This is a genomic window from Mesorhizobium sp. M0751 (genome assembly GCF_040320265.1).
GTDB lineage: Bacteria > Pseudomonadota > Alphaproteobacteria > Rhizobiales > Rhizobiaceae > Mesorhizobium.
In genome coordinates this window covers 496243-511982 of record NZ_JAMYPH010000002.1, presented here as the reverse complement: position 1 = coordinate 511982, position 15740 = coordinate 496243, and the positions used below count along the sequence as shown (strand labels likewise).

The window sequence follows — 15740 nt, the reverse complement described above, 5'->3', positions numbered from 1 at the left end:
TTGACCAAGCACACGATCAACCATCCGCGAATCTCCCGTAGCGACCAACACTACAGAATCACCAATCAGATTCTGTGCAAAGGCCTCACAAGGGGAGAAGGGAAAGTCGCGCCGTACCAGCCACGATTGCTGAAAAGCCAAAACATTGATATGAGCAGCGCCATGGAAGAGCTTTTTGGCGACCCGGCCTATAAGGGTTTCGTGCTGCAGGACAGAAAACGCCTGCCGTCGCGATTTTCCGCGCGCGTCAGCGGGGCGCTGACCAGCCGACTTAGCTAGGGCGGACTCGCCAGGCTGTTTCGCCGGGCCGACCGGCGTCCTTTTTCCTTTTTAAATCGACGGATTTACGCAAATGAGCGCACCGCGCACCCTCTATGACAAGATTTTCGACGACCATGTCGTCGACCGCCAGGACGACGGCACCTGCCTGCTCTATATCGACCGCCACCTGGTCCATGAAGTCACCAGCCCGCAGGCTTTCGAGGGCCTGCGCATGACCGGCCGCAAGGTTCGGCATCCGGAAAAGACGCTGGCCGTGGTCGACCACAATGTGTCGACCTCGCCGGAGCGAAAGTTCGGCATCAAGAACGAGGAAAGCCGCATCCAGGTCGAGGCGCTGGCCAAGAACGCCAAGGATTTCGGTATCGAATATTATTCCGAGAAGGACATCCGACAGGGCATCGTCCACATCATCGGTCCCGAGCAAGGCTTTACGCTGCCCGGCATGACCATCGTCTGCGGCGACAGCCACACCTCGACGCATGGCGCGTTCGGGGCGCTGGCGCATGGCATCGGCACCTCTGAAGTCGAGCATGTGCTGGCGACGCAGACGCTGATCCAGCGCAAGGCCAAGAACATGCTGGTGCGCGTCGACGGCGCACTGCCGGAAGGCGTCACCGCCAAGGACATCATCCTCGCCATCATCGGCGAGATCGGCACGGCCGGCGGCACCGGCTATGTCATCGAATATGCCGGCGAGGCGATCCGTGCGCTGTCGATGGAAGGCCGCATGACGATCTGCAACATGTCGATCGAAGCCGGCGCGCGCGCCGGGCTGATCGCGCCCGACGAGACCACCTTCGCCTATGTCAAGGACAAGCCGCGCGCCCCCAAGGGCGAAGCCTGGGATGCCGCGCTCGCCTACTGGAAGACGCTGCAGTCCGACGAAGGCGCGCATTTCGACAAGGTGGTCGTGCTCGATGCGGCAAAACTGCCGCCGATCGTCTCCTGGGGCTCATCGCCCGAGGACGTGGTCTCGGTGCAAGGCATCGTGCCGAACCCGGACGACATCACCGACGAGAACAAGCGCACGTCCAAGCAACGCGCACTCGACTATATGGGCCTGAAGCCGGGCACCAAGATCACCGATATCGAACTCGATCGCGTCTTCATCGGCTCCTGCACCAATGGCCGCATCGAGGATTTGCGCGCCGCCGCCAAGGTGATCGAGGGCAAGAAGGTCAACCCGCGGGTCAGTGCGATGATCGTCCCGGGCTCCGGTCTGGTCAAGGAACAGGCCGAGGCCGAAGGCCTAGACAAGATCTTTGTCGCCGCCGGCTTTGACTGGCGCGAGCCGGGCTGCTCGATGTGCCTTGCCATGAACGACGACCGGCTGAAGCCGCATGAGCGCTGCGCCTCGACCTCGAACCGCAATTTCGAAGGGCGCCAAGGCTTCAAGGGCCGCACGCATCTGGTATCGCCGGCAATGGCGGCGGCGGCGGCGATTGCCGGCCATTTCGTCGACATCCGCGAGTGGAAATAGGGCAGGGGCTCGCGCAGTCGGATATAGGTGCCCGAGCCGCAATGCGGTTCGGGCATTCTTCAGCCGGGCCGCCTGACGAATTCGTGGAATCCCTCACGGCGGCCGGGTTGATCCTTTGCGACGACCAGCGCCAGTTCGCGCTCGTCGAAGAGTTTGAACCATTCGTCCCATTCGACCAGTTCATAGCCGCCGGCATTGACCGGGCGTTCGGCCTCATCCTGGTCCTGATAGGCATGCTGGCCGAAGACCAGCCTCAGCATGGGCTGCGTTCCGGCTTCGGGCGACACGTCGACGATCGCCGGAAAGCCGGCGCGCGCCGCGGCCCATGAGCGAATTGCATCGTGATCGGTGAGCATGATCGTGTCGGCCATCGGAGCGTCTCCTGGTCTGCCGTCGTGAAACGCCGCTCGCCGTTCGCGGTTCCGCCCAGCGGCTTTGTCGACGCACCTGTCGTATATTCGCTTTCGCTTAACCGCTTGTTTGGGCTTCCGCTCTAACGTCTCCTGAGGGAAGCGAGGGGAAATTACAGCGCTTGGACACCGGACTGCTCATAGCGCTGCTCAATCCAGCTATCGCCCTCACACTCGGCACGGCATTTCTCGTGCTGTGGTTCTATCAGCGTCACCGTCCCTATCTGGCTGTGCTGGCGGCGGGCTACTCGGCCTCGGCCGCAGGCTTCCTGCTCCAGTATTTTACTTTGCCGGTCGGCATGGCGCCGACCAAGCTTATCTCGATCCTGTGCTTCACCCTTGCCACCTGCTGTCTCGCCGGCGCGGTCATTGCGCGCTACGGGCGGCGCGTGCCTTACCCGGCGATCGGCATTCTGGCCTGCGGCGGACTGGCCGCGTTCTCGTGGTTTCTTTTTGCCCGGCCGGATCTCACCTGGCGCATCCTTGCAATCAATTTCAGCTTCGGCGGCATCAGCCTGGTTGTCGCCGCCGAGTTGCGCGTGGTGCGCAACAACGGCCCGACGGAAATGATCTTGTTCGTGCTGTCGCTGCTTTCCGGCCTGAACTTCCTGGCGCGGACCCTTGCCGTCGTCATCGCGCATGGGCCGTTCACCAGCTATGAAGGGCTTTACACTTCGTCCTATTGGACGACGGCGCTGCTGTCGCATGCATTGCTGTCGCTGCTTATTGCACTTTGCCTGTTCGGCGCCGCCGCGCTCGATGTGATGAAGGCCCTGAAGACCGAAACCCTGACAGACCCGCTGTCGGGGCTGCTCAACCGCCGCGGTTTCGAAGAGCGTGCCACGCTTGTCCTGCAGCACTGTGCCACGGCGCGGTTGCCGGTTACGCTGGTGCTGGCCGATCTCGATCATTTCAAGGCACTCAACGATCAGCATGGTCACGCGGCCGGGGATCGCGTCATCGCCGACTTCGCCGCCAAGCTTCTATCGGCTGCAGGCACGGGTGGCGTTGCCGGCCGTATCGGCGGCGAGGAGTTTGCCGTGCTTTTGCCGCTCAGCGACCTTGGCGCGGCAAGACTGTTTGCCGAAACCATTCGCACGCTCTATTCGGCGGGCAGAATCGACGGGCTTCCGCCCGACACAAGAGTGACCGCGAGCTTCGGCGTGGCCGCCCGTACCGGCGACGAAGGGCTGGACCCGCTGATGCGGCGCGCCGATGAAGCGCTCTACAAAGCCAAGAGGAATGGCCGCGACAGCGTGTGCCTGTCCTATCAGCGGCCTGAAACAGTCGTCCTTCCCAATCGGACCAGTGCCGGCTAAGCGTCAGCGGCGCCGTCGAATTAACGTCTTTTTCGCGCCTCGGTGATTTGCTGTTCGGCGGGGAGTGCCAAAAACGCCATGGGCAGCGCTAATTTCATCCTGGTGATCAACCTGTTCGTTGCCGGGCTGCTGGCGGCGGCCTTCATGACGATCGCGGTCTATGACGCTGGCCGGGTTTCGGCGCGCTGGCTGGCGTTCGGCTATGTGCTCGGCATGGCCTATTTCGCGATCGAGTTCAGCATTCCTGCCTTCGACAATGCGCGCCCCGTGGTTGTCGCCGCCTTTGCCGCCTTCCTTGGCGCAACCGTTGCCTTCAATGGCGGGCTTGCCCATAAATACCGCGTTTCGCCGCCTTGGCCGCCGATGCTGTTCTTCCTGGTCTTCGCCACCCTCGCGGTCTACTTCGTCCAGGACCTGCCACGCCAATCCTTTGTGCGAATGGCGGCCTACCAGCTTCCCTATGCGGCCATGCAATTCACCGGGCTGGCGATCGTCTTGTCGTCCAGGCAAAGACGCGAGCGGCTCGACAATATGCTGATGGCTGTCCTGGCGGCCAGCACCTTGCAATTCGCCAGCAAACCCTTCATCGCCCATGCGCTCGGCGGCTGGGGTGCCAACCCGCAATCTTATGCGCAGACCAGCTACGCGTTGGTGTCGCAGTCGATCGGCACCGTGTTCGGCCTGGCGCTTGCGCTGGTGACATTGGCTATCCTGGTCCGCGACGTGCTCGCCGAGGCGACGTCGAAATCGGAAACCGATACGCTTTCACGGCTGCTCAACCGTGGCGGCTTCGAGCGCCATGCCGAGATCGCGCTGCGCGACGCCATGCGGCGGGCCGCTCCAGCGGCACTGGTCATTGCCGATCTCGACCATTTCAAGCGCATCAACGATACTTACGGCCACGCGTCCGGCGATCGGGTCATCGAGACCTTTGCCGGTTTTCTCCGCGATGCAGCAGCCGACCATCACGTCGCCGGCCGTATCGGCGGCGAGGAATTCGCTATTTTCCTGCCGGGGACCAATCTGGCCGCCGCCCGGCTCTTTGCCGAGGGCACGCGTAGCGCCTTCGGTGCCACGCCGATCGACTGCCTGCCGGCGGATCATCGCTGCAGCGCCAGCTTCGGCGTTGCCGAGCTTGGTCCGGGCGAAAGCTTTTCCGACCTGCTGCGGCGCGCCGACAAAGCGCTCTATCAGGCGAAGGGCAGCGGCCGCGATTGTGTGCGTGTCTCGGTGGGGTCGGCTGTTGCCCAGCCGGCGCCGTCGACAAAGGGCGGCGTTGCCGTCAGCGGCAGGGGCTGAGCTCCGGCATTTCGCCGTCGGAGAGGCCGTACATATAGCTGCGGCCTTTCACGAAAACCGGCGGCCTGTAGCAGTCGCCGCTTCTGACATCGTCCGATTCGTTTTCGTAGATCACATCGGGCTCGCCAGCACTGGTGTAGGCGGACAATTCCTTGGCCAGCTTGCCCTCGCCGACGAGTATGCGCTTGTAGCCGGCGGCGCTTTCGATGACGAGATTGCCGAAAGAATCGGCATAGACGCGGTCGTGATGGCGCGTCCCGGCGGATGCCGGTGCGGCGATGCCGAGGGCGAGCGCCGCCACAAGGAACCAGGGAAGGCGCGATCCTGCTGAATTCGAATGCATGGCGTGCTGCTCCTTTGCTGAGAGGCAAGCCTCCTCGAATCAGAAATTAACCTTTTATTAACCTTTGTTAAGAGGGCAACCGCAGCCGGGGCGAGGTCTCGGAAAACATGGTTAATTTCGAGCACCCACCGGCCATCATTCGGCCATGCCGTGTTCCCACCATCGCCGGCATCGAGCGCGACTCAAAAAACATGAAAATCCGGGGGCTTGCCGGAGCATCGCGGCGGGTTCGATGCGCGGGAGAAAAGCAGCATGAGATTACGCCGCACGTTTCGGATGGCGCTGGCCATTCCGCCGTTGCTGGCTGCCGCCGCCTGCGCGCCGCAGACCAGCGCGCCCAAGCTCGGCAATACGCCCGCCGCTTCCGTGTCGCTTGCTCCCGCCGCTAGCGAACCGGCGGCACGGCAGCCGCGCACTGCAACCTACAAATGCGCCGACGGTAGCGTGATGACCATCGAGAACCTCGGCACGTCGGTGCGCGTGCTCGGCCCCAACGGCACCAGCGCCGAGCTGCCGGCCTCACCGGCCAATCAGACAAGCCGCTACGGCGAGGCGCATGACGCAATCGTGATCGATGGGCGTGATGCGCTGGTGATGAAGGGCGGTGCATCACCGCTGGCCTGCAAGCGCTGATCCGCCCGGTGCGGCAGCCATATTTTTGCAGTGCAGCGACATTGTGCCGGCTCAAGGCAACAGCCCTAATCGATTGAAGCTGAAAGCCTCGCTTTCGTCAGACTAAATTACGTTTTCGAAACGGTTTTCCGGCTTTGACGCGGTGCAAAAAGAGCATTAGAAACCGGCTGTCCGAAGTCGCAACCGGAAGCGGCAATGCCGCATTTCCACCTGAGGCTCCAGAGACGCCGAACTGGGGGAGCCATGAGCAAATCACCAGCCACCCGCGAATTTGCCAGACGCGAACGGCCGCTTTCGCCGCACCTGACCGTCTATCGGCCGCCGATCACCATGACGATGTCGATCGTCCACCGTATCACCGGCGGGGCGCTCTATTTCGGCACGCTGCTGGTCGCCCTGTGGCTGATGGCGGCGGCGAGCTCGGAGGCGACCTTCAATGCCATCAACTGGGCCTTCGGCTCGTGGCTGGGACGGCTGGTGCTGTTCGGCTACAGCTGGGCGCTGATGCACCACATGCTGGGCGGTGTGCGCCATCTTATCTGGGACACTGGGGCAGGGCTGGAAAAGCATACGGCTTCGAGGATCGCCTGGGCGACGCTGGCCGGCTCGGTCACGCTGACGCTGCTGATCTGGATCGCCGGCTACATGGCGCGGGGAGCCTGACATGAACGGCAAGAACACCGATATGCGCACGCCGCTGGCCAAGGTCCGCGGCCTCGGTTCCGCCCGCGAGGGCACCGGCCATTTCTGGCGCCAGCGGCTGACGGCGATTTCCAACATCCCGCTGGTCCTGTTCTTCGTCGGCTTCCTGATCGCACTCAACGGCGCCAGCTATCTCGAGGTGCGCGCCGCACTTGCCAATCCGTTCGTGGCACTGGTGCTGGCGCTGGTGCTGTTGTCGGTGCTCTACCACATGCGGCTCGGCATGCAGGCGATCATCGAAGATTATGTGCATGGCGAAGGCACCAGACTGGCGTTGCTCGCGCTCAACACATTCTTTCCCGTAGTCGTCGGCGTCGCCTCGGTCTTCGCCCTGCTTAAACTGGCATTTGGAGGCTGAGTTTTGGCCAAGGACGCGAAGAACGCCAATACGGCTTCCGCCTATAGCTATGTCGACCACAAATTCGACGTCGTGGTCGTCGGCGCCGGCGGCGCCGGCCTGCGCGCCACACTCGGCATGGCCGAGCAGGGCCTGCGCACCGCCTGCATCACCAAAGTGTTCCCGACGCGCTCGCATACGGTTGCGGCTCAGGGCGGCATTGCCGCCTCGCTCGCCAATATGGGGCCAGACAACTGGCAGTGGCATCTCTTCGACACGGTCAAGGGCTCGGATTGGCTGGGCGACACCGACGCGCAGGAATACATGGTGCGCGAGGCGCCGGCGGCGGTCTACGAGCTCGAGCATTACGGCGTTCCCTTCAGCCGCACCGAGGACGGGAAAATCTACCAGCGGCCGTTCGGCGGCATGATGATGAATTTCGGCGAGGGGCCACCGGTGCAGCGCACCTGTGCGGCCGCCGACCGCACCGGCCACGCCATGCTGCACACGCTCTACGGCCAGTCGCTGAAGCACAATGCGCAGTTCTTCATCGAGTATTTTGCCCTCGACCTGATCATGGAGCCGGACGGAACCTGCACCGGCGTCGTCGCCTGGAACCTCGACGACGGCACCATCCACCGCTTTTCGGCCAAGATGGTGGTGCTGGCGACAGGCGGCTATGGCCGCGCCTATTTCTCGGCCACTTCGGCGCATACCTGCACCGGCGATGGCGGTGGCATGGCCGCACGCGCAGGCCTGCCGCTGCAGGACATGGAGTTCGTGCAGTTCCATCCGACCGGCATCTACGGCGCCGGCTGCCTGATCACCGAGGGTGCCCGCGGCGAGGGCGGCTATCTCGTCAATTCCGAGGGCGAGCGCTTCATGGAGCGCTACGCGCCGTCAGCCAAGGATCTGGCTTCCCGAGACGTGGTCTCGCGCTGTATGACGCTGGAGATCCGTGAAGGTCGCGGCGTCGGACCGAAGAAGGACCATATTTTTCTCCACCTCGACCATCTCGACCCGGCCGTTCTGCACGAGAGACTTCCCGGTATTTCGGAATCGGCAAAGATCTTTGCCGGCGTCGACCTGACCAAGGAACCGATCCCGGTGCTGCCGACGGTCCACTACAATATGGGCGGCGTGCCGACCAATTACTGGGGCGAGGTGCTCAACCCGACGGCGTTGAACCCGGACCAGGTGTTACCCGGTCTGATGGCGGTCGGCGAAGCCGGCTGCGCCTCGGTGCACGGCGCCAACCGGCTGGGTTCGAATTCGCTGATCGACCTGGTGGTGTTCGGCCGTGCGGCGGCGATCCGGGCCGGCCAGGTGATCGACCGCACATCGGCGATTCCCTCGCCCAACGAAGCCGCCGTCGAAAAGATCATGGACCGCTTCGACCGGCTGCGTCACGCCAACGGCTCGACGCCGACAGCGGTTTTGCGCGAAAAGATGCAGAAGGCGATGCAGGAGGACGCAGCGGTGTTCCGCACCCAGGAATCGCTGGAAAGCGGCTGCAGGCGCATTTCGCAGCTTTGGGGCGAGCTCAAGGACGTAAAAGTGTTCGACCGCTCGATGATCTGGAACTCCGACCTGGTCGAGACGCTGGAGCTGGAAAACCTGATGGCCAACGCCATCACCACCGTCTATGGCGCCGAGGCGCGCAAGGAAAGCCGCGGCGCGCACGCGCGGGAGGACTTTTCGGCCCGCGACGACGCGAACTGGCGCAAGCATACGCTGGCTCGGCTCAACGAGGCCGGCGAGGTGGCGCTCACCTACCGGCCGGTGCACACCGAGACGCTGCTCAAGGAAGCAGACGGCGGCATCAACCCGGCCAAGATCGCGCCCAAGGCGAGAGTGTATTGACGATGGCGCTGGCGGTTGCGGGATATTCCGGCACGCCCCTTCCGGCCAAGCTCGGCCTGAAGGACGGGATGATTGCCGCTTTCGTCGCCTTGCCGGCCGAACTGGACGACCTTGCCGAAGCCGTGGACTTTGCCGGGCTCGACCGGCTGGCCAACTGGTCAGCGATTTCGGGCGTTCATCAGAAATATGATGCGGTGCATGCTTTCACCCGGCAGCGGGTCGAGATCGAGGACCGTCTTGGCGACGTCGAGGCGGCGATCAAGCGGGACGGCATGGTCTGGGTGTCATGGCCAAAAAAGGCATCGAAAGTGCCGACCGACGTCACCGAGGACGTTATCCGCACAGAGGCGCTGAAGCTCGACCTCGTCGACGTCAAGGTCGCCGCCGTGAACGAGATCTGGTCCGGGCTGAAGCTCGTCATCCGAAAGGACCTGAGGTAATGGTCGAACTCACGCTTCCGAAAAACTCGAAGATCATGGCCGGAAAAACCTGGCCGAAGCCGGAGGGCGCGACCAATCTGCGCGAATACCGCATCTATCGCTGGTCGCCGGACGATGACGAGAACCCGCGCATGGACACGTATTTCGTCGACATGGACGATTGCGGGCCGATGGTGCTCGACGCGCTGCTCTGGATCAAGAACAAGATCGACCCGACGCTGACGCTGCGCCGCTCCTGCCGCGAAGGCATTTGCGGCTCCTGCGCCATGAACATCGACGGGTCGAATACGCTCGCCTGCACCAAGGGCTGTGACGACATTTCCGGCGCGATCAAGGTCTATCCGCTGCCGCATATGGCCGTGGTCAAGGACCTGGTGCCCGACCTCACCAATTTCTACGCCCAGCACGCCTCGATCGAGCCGTGGCTGAAGACGGTGTCGCCAGAGCCGGCCAAGGAATGGCTGCAGAGCCATGAGGACCGCGAAAAGCTCGACGGGCTCTACGAGTGCATATTGTGCGCCTGCTGCTCGACCTCCTGCCCGAGCTACTGGTGGAACGGCGAGCGCTATCTCGGCCCGGCGACGCTGCTGCAGGCTTATCGCTGGCTGATCGATTCCAGGGACGAGGCGACGGGCGAGCGGCTCGACAATCTCGAAGACCCGTTCCGGCTCTATCGCTGCCACACCATCATGAACTGCGCCCAGACTTGCCCGAAGGGGCTCAACCCGGCCAAGGCGATCGCCGAGATCAAGAAGATGATGGTGGAGCGACGGGTTTAGGGGTTGCGGGCGGGATTGTCTCATCCGCGGCGATCCTTCGCGCCCCCCTCTGTCCTGCCGGACATCTCCCCCACGAGTGGGGAGATTGGCTGTCATCACGGCTTTCGCCAATCTGCAAAGGTTGAAGGATGACGCGCTGTCGGCGAGGCTGCCGATCTCCCTCCTTGTGGGGGAGATGTCCGGCAGGACAGAGGGGGGCGCTGTCCCGCCGACTTCAAATGGATAACATCTATGACCGACTCCGACCTTCCCATCCTCTCTCCCATAGAAGCCCGCGTGCTCGGTTGCCTGATCGAGAAAAAGGAGCTGACGCCGGACGTCTATCCGCTGACGCTCAATGCGGCACTTGCGGCGGCCAACCAGAAGACGGCACGCGAGCCGGTGATGTCGGTCGAACTTGGCGAGGTCAGAAGGGCGCTTGGCCAGCTCGAGCAGAAGGGCCTCGTCAGGCAGGCGTTCGCGTCGCGCGTCGAGCGCTACGAGCATGTCGTGGCGCAGCGCTTTTCCCTGACCTCGGCGCAGATCGCGCTGCTCGGCCTGTTGCTGCTGCGCGGCCCGCAGACGGCCTATGAATTGCTGGCACGAAGCGAACGCATGGCGCGGCTGCCGTCGATCGACGAGCTTCGCGGCAACCTCGATCTGCTGATCGGCCGCCGCCCACCGCTGGTGCAGCAGATCGATCGCGGCCCAGGCCAGCGCGAGGATCGCTATGTCCATCTGCTCAGCGGGCCAGTGGAGGCGTCGGCGGCCTCGGCGCCATGGCAACCACCGGCAGCGGCGCCCGACCTCGAAGCGCGCGTGCGTGCGCTGGAGGAAGAGGTTGCGGCGCTGCGTGCACGCCTCGAGGTGCTCGCTGGCGAAAGAAGCCAATAATCATTCGAGATGTCGGAGGGACAGCGCGACGGATCGCCAGCCTCTGGAAATGCAAAACGCCGGCTCTGGGCCGGCGTTTTCCTGGCAAAGTGGTCTGCTCACCCGAGCCTGGCGTCGAGCGATACTTTGATGGCGCCGAGCGCTTTTGAAACCGGGCATTCGGCCTTGGCCTTCTCGGCCAATTCCTTGAACTTGGCGGCATCGATGCCCGGCACCTTGCCGACCAGCGTGATCGCGCTGCCGGTGATGCCGGTGCCGGGAACCAGCGTTACCACGGCCTTGGCGTCGAGCTCGGCGGCCGGAGTGCCGTTCTCGGCGAGAAAATGCGAAAGCTGCATGGCGTAGCAGCCGGCATGGGCGGCGGCGATCAGCTCTTCCGGGTTGGTGCCGGATTTGCCGCTCTCATCCTCGAAACGCATCTTGGCCGAATAGGGCGTGCCCTTCAGCGTCTCGCTCTGGGTTTCGAGTGTGCCTTTGCCTTCCTTGAAACTGCCTTTCCAAACGGCGTTGGCGGTGCGGTCCATCAATTCCTCCTTGATTGTCGTGATTGAGCCCGTGATCGGCATCCAGTCGACTATAGCGCGCGCGGGAGCGAAGGCCACCCGCGCTTTCGTATCGGCCGCAGCGTGACACATCGTGGTGAGGCAAAAAATCGCTCGTTAAAAAAATTCGCAAAAAAATATGCGTGCAAAAATGTCGACTTCCATCTGTCCCGGCCGTCCTGCGGGCGGCCGTGAAATTGGTGGCCGGATGGAGGACCACATGAACAATCTGTTTTCTGCTCACCCGATTTCTGTTCACCCTACAGGCACCAGCCACATGGCCGGTGAACAACAAGCCGACTGGTCGCGCGTGCCGCCTTCCGGCTTCGGCCGGCTGCTTGCGGCGATTGCCATCATCGGCATTGCGGTGTCCTTTCTGGATTATGCAGCGGGGCTCGACTATGCCGCGGCCAAAGGCCCGGCCAATGTTTCCGTAGCCTCGTCCTACGGTCCAACCCAGGAATGGAGGTAAAGATGAAATACGTTTGCCTGGTCTACGGTGAAGAAAAAGATCTCTACGCAATGACGCCTGCGAGGCTGGCCAAGCTCGATGCCGATTCGCTGGCCTATGACAGGTCGGTGGCGCAAAGCGGCCGCCTGATAATCGCGCAGGCGCTGCAATCGGTGCAGACGTCGAAGACCGTGCGCCGGCGCCAGGGCAAGCGGCTGGTTACTGACGGCCCCTTCGCCGGAACCAAGGAACAGTTGCTCGGTTTCGTCATGATCGGGGCCAGGGATCTCGACGAGGCGCTGGAGATCGCCGGCGGCATTCCGCTGGCCGAAATCGGCACGATCGAGGTGCGGGCGATCTACAACGTGCCTGGGTCGTAAGGATGTCGGCGGCCGGCGACTGGCGCAGGCTGTCGTTTCTTCAATCGGCGCAACTTTTGCGTGTTGAAGCGAAGCAATACTTCTCCTATCGTCGTCCGAGATTGGGGGATCTTGGGGCATGCATATATTGATTGCTGCAATCGGCCTGCTGGGGGCAGCGGCGTTCTGGTGGTACCGGCTGAAGACCATGAACGACGCGGCGCGTGAGGTTGCCGACGTCGTTGGCCGCGTCCAGGGCAACGTCCGCCGCAAGAAACTGCGCAAGCAGGCGGCGCTCTCGCCGCTGACGGCGATCGACGATCCGGTCGTCGCCGCCGCGACGCTGATCACCGCCATCGTCTCCGAACATGGTCCTGTGCTGCCGCAACGCGAAGCTGCCATTCGATCGGTGATCTCGGAGATTGCCGACAAAAAACAGACCGATGAAGCGGTGATCTACGCCAAATGGGCGGCATCGCAAATCGACGACGCCACGGTCGTCATCGACAAGCTGGCACCGTTCCTGCGCGAACGGCTCGACGCGGCCGAAAGGAGCGATCTGCTGCGGATGGTCAGCCGTGCGGCGGAAGCCGGCGGGCCAAACCTGCAGATTCCCGACCAGCGCATGCTGCGGCTGCGCCAGAAGCTGGGCTTCGAGGTCAATTAAGTTCCCCGACACGGAAATTTGGCAGACCGCATGGCGATTAAGCCGAGACGCCTGATCGCTTCGTCATCCTTGGGTCTTCTCTCCGCTTCGCGTCGCTACGCCCAAGGATGACGAAGTTGGGGAAGCTTCAGGGCCTGTTTAGATCGCCTCGCCTTTCAATAGTTTCGGCGTGTCGCCGGACAGACCGGACGCCTGGCGGATGAAAAAACGCTTCAGCCGGGGCATGCGTTCGACAAGGCCGAGGCCGATGTCGCGCAAAGTGCGCAGCGGGCCGAAATCGTTGGAAAACAGCCGGTTCAGCACATCGGTGGTGACGCCCATCTGCACCGTGTCGAAACGCCGCCATTGCTGGTAGCGCTCAAGCACGTCCAGCGCGCCGATGTCCTGGCCGAGCCGGTCGGCCTCGACCACCACTTCCGCCAGCGCCGCCACGTCCTTGAAGCCGAGATTGAGACCCTGGCCGGCGATCGGGTGGATGCCGTGGGCGGCATCGCCGGCCAAGGCGATGCGCGGCGCGACGAAGGCGCGCGCAATGGTCAGCCCGAGCGGCCAGGCGCGGGGCTTGTCGGCGATATGGATTTCGCCGAGCTTGAGGCCAAAGCGGTGCTCGAGCTCATATTCCAGGACCAGCGTGTCGCCACTGACCAGCTTTTCGGCATCCTGCGACCGCTCGACCCAGACGATCGACGAACGGTTGGTGCCGTCCTTGCCCGGCTTGAGTGGCAGCGTGGCAAAGGGGCCGGCTGGCAGAAAATGCTCTTCGGCGCGGCCGTTGTGTGGCCGCTCATGCGCCACCGTGCAGACGATGCCGGACTGGCCATACTCCCATTTCACCGTCTTGATGCCGGCCATGTCGCGCAGCTTCGAGTTGACGCCGTCGGCGGCGACCAGCAGGCGCGCTTTCAGCGTCGCGCCATCGGCAAGATGCACGGTGATGCCGGCACCGTTGATGTCGAAGGCGCTGACGGCGACGCCTTCGATGATGCCGATGCCGAGTTGTTCGGCGCGCCGGCGCAGGGCGCCGTTCAAATCCTTGTTGGCGACCATATGCGCGAAGGGTTCGCCGGGCGCGACCTCGCCGTCGAAGGTGAGGAACACCGGGCGGACCGGATCGGATGTGCGCGAATCGGTGACGATCATTTCTGTGATCGCCTGCGCCTCCGGCGCGATCTCGTTCCAGACGCCGAGCTGGTCGAGCATGCGGCACGCGGCGGCGGCAATCGCCGAGGCGCGGCCGTCCTTCTGCCAGACCCCGGCGGGTGCTGCATCGACGACGGCAACGGCAAGGCTCGGCCGCGCCTGCTTCAGCGATACGGCGGCGGCCAAGCCGATATAGCCGGCGCCGGCGACCAGAACGTCGAGCGAATTCTTGCTGTCCACCATGGCAATTCCTTTCGCAGCCTGACTGTCGCCGGGCATTCCGCCCTTGACTGCCCGCTGTTCCTGTCGGAAACCGCCATGGTAATTTTGCGGCGAGGTCAAGATGACGGCAGCCATGGACGAGCTTCTCGGCATTCTCGACCTCGAGCAGCTGGAACACAATCTGTATCGTGGTCGCAGCCCCAAGCTCGACTGGCAGCGCATCTTCGGCGGCCAGACCATCGCCCAGGCGCTGGTCGCCGCGCAGCGAACGGTCGAGCCCGAGCGCCATGTGCACTCGCTGCACGGTTATTTCATGCGGCCGGGCGACACCAAGGTACCGATCATCTACGAGGTCGACCGCATCCGTGACGGCGGCTCCTTCACCACGCGCCGCGTCGTGGCGATCCAGCACGGCCAGGCGATCTTTTCGCTGGAAGCCTCGTTCCAGCAGGATGAGGTCGGCCTGGAACATCAGGTGCCGATGCCGCAGGACGTGCCGGCGCCCGACACGTTGCTGTCGCAGCGCGAGTTGCTGGGCAAGTTCGGCGAAGCCGTGCCCGACGGCATCAAGCGCTATTGGGAGCGCGACCGGCCGATCGAGATGAAGCCGGTGATGCTGAAGCATTATACCAGCCGGGAAAAGCTCGAGCCGAAGCAGAACATCTGGATCCGCACCACCGGCCTGGTGCCGGCCGACCGCGCCACGCAGGCGGCCGTGCTCGCTTACCTCTCTGATATGACGCTGCTCGACACCTCGACCTTTGCCCATGGCCGTGCCATTTTCGATCGCGATATCCAGGCGGCGAGCCTCGACCACGCCATGTGGTTCCATCGCAGCCATCCGCTCGACGACTGGATGCTGTACACGCAAGACAGCCCGTCGACGCAGGGATCGCGAGGCTTTACCCGCGGCTCGCTGTTTGCGCGCGACGGCACGTTGATCGCCTCGGTTGCCCAAGAAGGACTCATCCGGCTGAAGCGGCCGCCTGCGGAGTAGGCATTTTTCGAAATTTGCCTATTTTTTAAGCATATGCACTGCCGCGACTGTGAACAGGCAGTCGGCAAACCTTCCCGATTTCGTTGTTTAACAACAGCTTAACACCCTGCTTCGGCAATTGGCACGGAGCTTGAATCCTAGCGGGCACTCTCCGGCTCTCATGGGGATCGGCGAAGTCGTGCAAACGCGGGGACCCGCAACAGCAAAGGGTGAGACCTTATGAAGATCGTGATGGCAATCATAAAGCCGTTCAAGCTCGACGAGGTGCGCGAGGCGCTCACCGCAGTCGGCATCCAGGGCCTGACCGTCACCGAGGTAAAAGGCTACGGACGGCAGAAGGGGCACACGGAAATCTATCGCGGGGCGGAATACGCGGTCAGCTTCCTGCCGAAGATCAAGATCGAAGTCGCGGTCGCTGTCGACATGGTCGACAAGGCCGTCGAAGCCATAACCGCGGCGGCCAAGACCGGCCAGATCGGCGACGGCAAGATCTTCGTTTTCGGCATCGACCAGGCGGTGCGCATTCGCACCGGCGAAACAGACACCGACGCGCTTTGAGCTGCGGATACGTATTCCAATGGAGAGTTCAATGAATATTCCTT

General features: G+C 63.2%; 20 protein-coding genes. 16 read left to right on the top strand and 4 right to left on the bottom strand.

The genetic code is table 11. From position 1 onward, the window contains the following. Together NKI19_RS05175 and leuC are read left to right on the top strand one after the other, a co-directional pair. Window positions 1–279: hypothetical protein (locus NKI19_RS05175; protein WP_352951095.1), on the top strand; the 279-nt coding region annotated here is incomplete at its 5' end. A gap of 73 nt (window positions 280–352) precedes the next feature. Beyond that, the gene (gene leuC, locus NKI19_RS05170; RefSeq protein WP_352493165.1) at window positions 353–1762 is read left to right on the top strand and encodes a 3-isopropylmalate dehydratase large subunit; all 1410 of its coding nucleotides are present in this window, start codon (window positions 353–355) and stop codon (window positions 1760–1762) included. Window positions 1763–1821: 59 nt separating this feature from the next. On the opposite strand, the gene NKI19_RS05165 is transcribed toward leuC, so the two are convergent. Beyond that, a complete protein-coding gene (locus NKI19_RS05165) occupies window positions 1822–2133 on the bottom strand; it encodes a hypothetical protein (protein ID WP_352493166.1) in 312 nt (103 codons plus the stop codon). A gap of 161 nt (window positions 2134–2294) precedes the next feature. Between NKI19_RS05165 and NKI19_RS05160 the strand changes: the two genes are divergently transcribed. Continuing rightward, window positions 2295–3491, top strand: coding sequence for a GGDEF domain-containing protein (locus NKI19_RS05160; RefSeq protein ID WP_352567455.1), 1197 nt, complete (start codon window positions 2295–2297; stop codon window positions 3489–3491). Window positions 3492–3569: 78 nt separating this feature from the next. Beyond that, window positions 3570–4790, top strand: coding sequence for a GGDEF domain-containing protein (locus NKI19_RS05155; RefSeq protein WP_352493168.1), 1221 nt, complete (start codon window positions 3570–3572; stop codon window positions 4788–4790). Here NKI19_RS05155 and NKI19_RS05150 read toward each other — a convergent pair. Next, complete coding sequence (locus tag NKI19_RS05150) at window positions 4774–5133, bottom strand: hypothetical protein (RefSeq protein ID WP_352493169.1); 360 nt, start codon at window positions 5131–5133, stop codon at window positions 4774–4776. The genes NKI19_RS05155 and NKI19_RS05150 overlap by 17 nt on opposite strands. A 252-nt stretch (window positions 5134–5385) precedes the next feature. Here NKI19_RS05150 and NKI19_RS05145 point away from each other — a divergent pair, with 252 nt between their 5' ends. From NKI19_RS05145 to NKI19_RS05115, 7 genes are all read left to right on the top strand, one after another. Next, window positions 5386–5766, top strand: coding sequence for a hypothetical protein (locus NKI19_RS05145; RefSeq protein ID WP_352493170.1), 381 nt, complete (start codon window positions 5386–5388; stop codon window positions 5764–5766). Between the two features lie 243 nt (window positions 5767–6009). Next, entirely contained in the window at window positions 6010–6429 is a 420-nt protein-coding gene (sdhC, locus tag NKI19_RS05140) for a succinate dehydrogenase, cytochrome b556 subunit (protein ID WP_352493171.1), read from the top strand. A 1-nt stretch (window position 6430) separates the two neighbouring features. Beyond that, window positions 6431–6826 (top strand): succinate dehydrogenase, hydrophobic membrane anchor protein, encoded by a 396-nt coding sequence (gene sdhD, locus NKI19_RS05135; RefSeq protein WP_292663226.1) that lies wholly within the window; start codon window positions 6431–6433, stop codon window positions 6824–6826. Between the two features lie 3 nt (window positions 6827–6829). Further along, on the top strand, window positions 6830–8668 hold the full coding sequence (sdhA, locus tag NKI19_RS05130; RefSeq protein ID WP_352493172.1) for a succinate dehydrogenase flavoprotein subunit: 1839 nt from the start codon (window positions 6830–6832) through the stop codon (window positions 8666–8668). A gap of 2 nt (window positions 8669–8670) precedes the next feature. After that, window positions 8671–9108, top strand: coding sequence for a DUF3052 family protein (locus tag NKI19_RS05125; protein ID WP_352493190.1), 438 nt, complete (start codon window positions 8671–8673; stop codon window positions 9106–9108). Then, window positions 9108–9887 (top strand): succinate dehydrogenase iron-sulfur subunit, encoded by a 780-nt coding sequence (locus NKI19_RS05120; protein ID WP_292663232.1) that lies wholly within the window; start codon window positions 9108–9110, stop codon window positions 9885–9887. The genes NKI19_RS05125 and NKI19_RS05120 overlap by 1 nt, the downstream gene beginning before the upstream one ends. Before the next feature lie 231 nt (window positions 9888–10118). Next, the gene (locus NKI19_RS05115) at window positions 10119–10760 is read left to right on the top strand and encodes a YceH family protein (protein ID WP_352493173.1); all 642 of its coding nucleotides are present in this window, start codon (window positions 10119–10121) and stop codon (window positions 10758–10760) included. Window positions 10761–10858: 98 nt separating this feature from the next. On the opposite strand, the gene NKI19_RS05110 is transcribed toward NKI19_RS05115, so the two are convergent. Further along, window positions 10859–11284, bottom strand: a complete 426-nt coding sequence (locus NKI19_RS05110; RefSeq protein ID WP_352493174.1) for an OsmC family protein — start codon at window positions 11282–11284, stop codon at window positions 10859–10861. A 157-nt stretch (window positions 11285–11441) separates the two neighbouring features. Between NKI19_RS05110 and NKI19_RS05105 the strand changes: the two genes are divergently transcribed. The 3 genes from NKI19_RS05105 (at window position 11442) to NKI19_RS05095 (ending at window position 12779) form a co-directional block, all read left to right on the top strand. Next, window positions 11442–11774: a hypothetical protein gene (locus tag NKI19_RS05105; protein ID WP_352951094.1), complete on the top strand. Its 333-nt coding sequence runs from the start codon at window positions 11442–11444 to the stop codon at window positions 11772–11774. 2 nt (window positions 11775–11776) lie between these two features. Then, the gene (locus tag NKI19_RS05100) at window positions 11777–12133 is read left to right on the top strand and encodes a YciI family protein (RefSeq protein WP_352567454.1); all 357 of its coding nucleotides are present in this window, start codon (window positions 11777–11779) and stop codon (window positions 12131–12133) included. Window positions 12134–12251: 118 nt separating this feature from the next. After that, on the top strand, window positions 12252–12779 hold the full coding sequence (locus NKI19_RS05095; RefSeq protein ID WP_352567453.1) for a hypothetical protein: 528 nt from the start codon (window positions 12252–12254) through the stop codon (window positions 12777–12779). A gap of 138 nt (window positions 12780–12917) precedes the next feature. On the opposite strand, the gene NKI19_RS05090 is transcribed toward NKI19_RS05095, so the two are convergent. After that, on the bottom strand, window positions 12918–14162 hold the full coding sequence (locus NKI19_RS05090) for a ubiquinone biosynthesis hydroxylase (RefSeq protein WP_352493191.1): 1245 nt from the start codon (window positions 14160–14162) through the stop codon (window positions 12918–12920). 100 nt (window positions 14163–14262) lie between these two features. Between NKI19_RS05090 and tesB the strand changes: the two genes are divergently transcribed. Both tesB and NKI19_RS05080 read left to right on the top strand, forming a co-directional pair. After that, window positions 14263–15138 carry an acyl-CoA thioesterase II gene (gene tesB, locus NKI19_RS05085; RefSeq protein ID WP_352493178.1) on the top strand — a complete coding sequence of 292 codons (876 nt, stop codon included), beginning with the start codon at window positions 14263–14265 and terminating at the stop codon, window positions 15136–15138. Window positions 15139–15357: 219 nt separating this feature from the next. Continuing rightward, entirely contained in the window at window positions 15358–15696 is a 339-nt protein-coding gene (locus tag NKI19_RS05080) for a P-II family nitrogen regulator (protein WP_023679755.1), read from the top strand. Window positions 15697–15740: the final 44 nt, after the last annotated feature.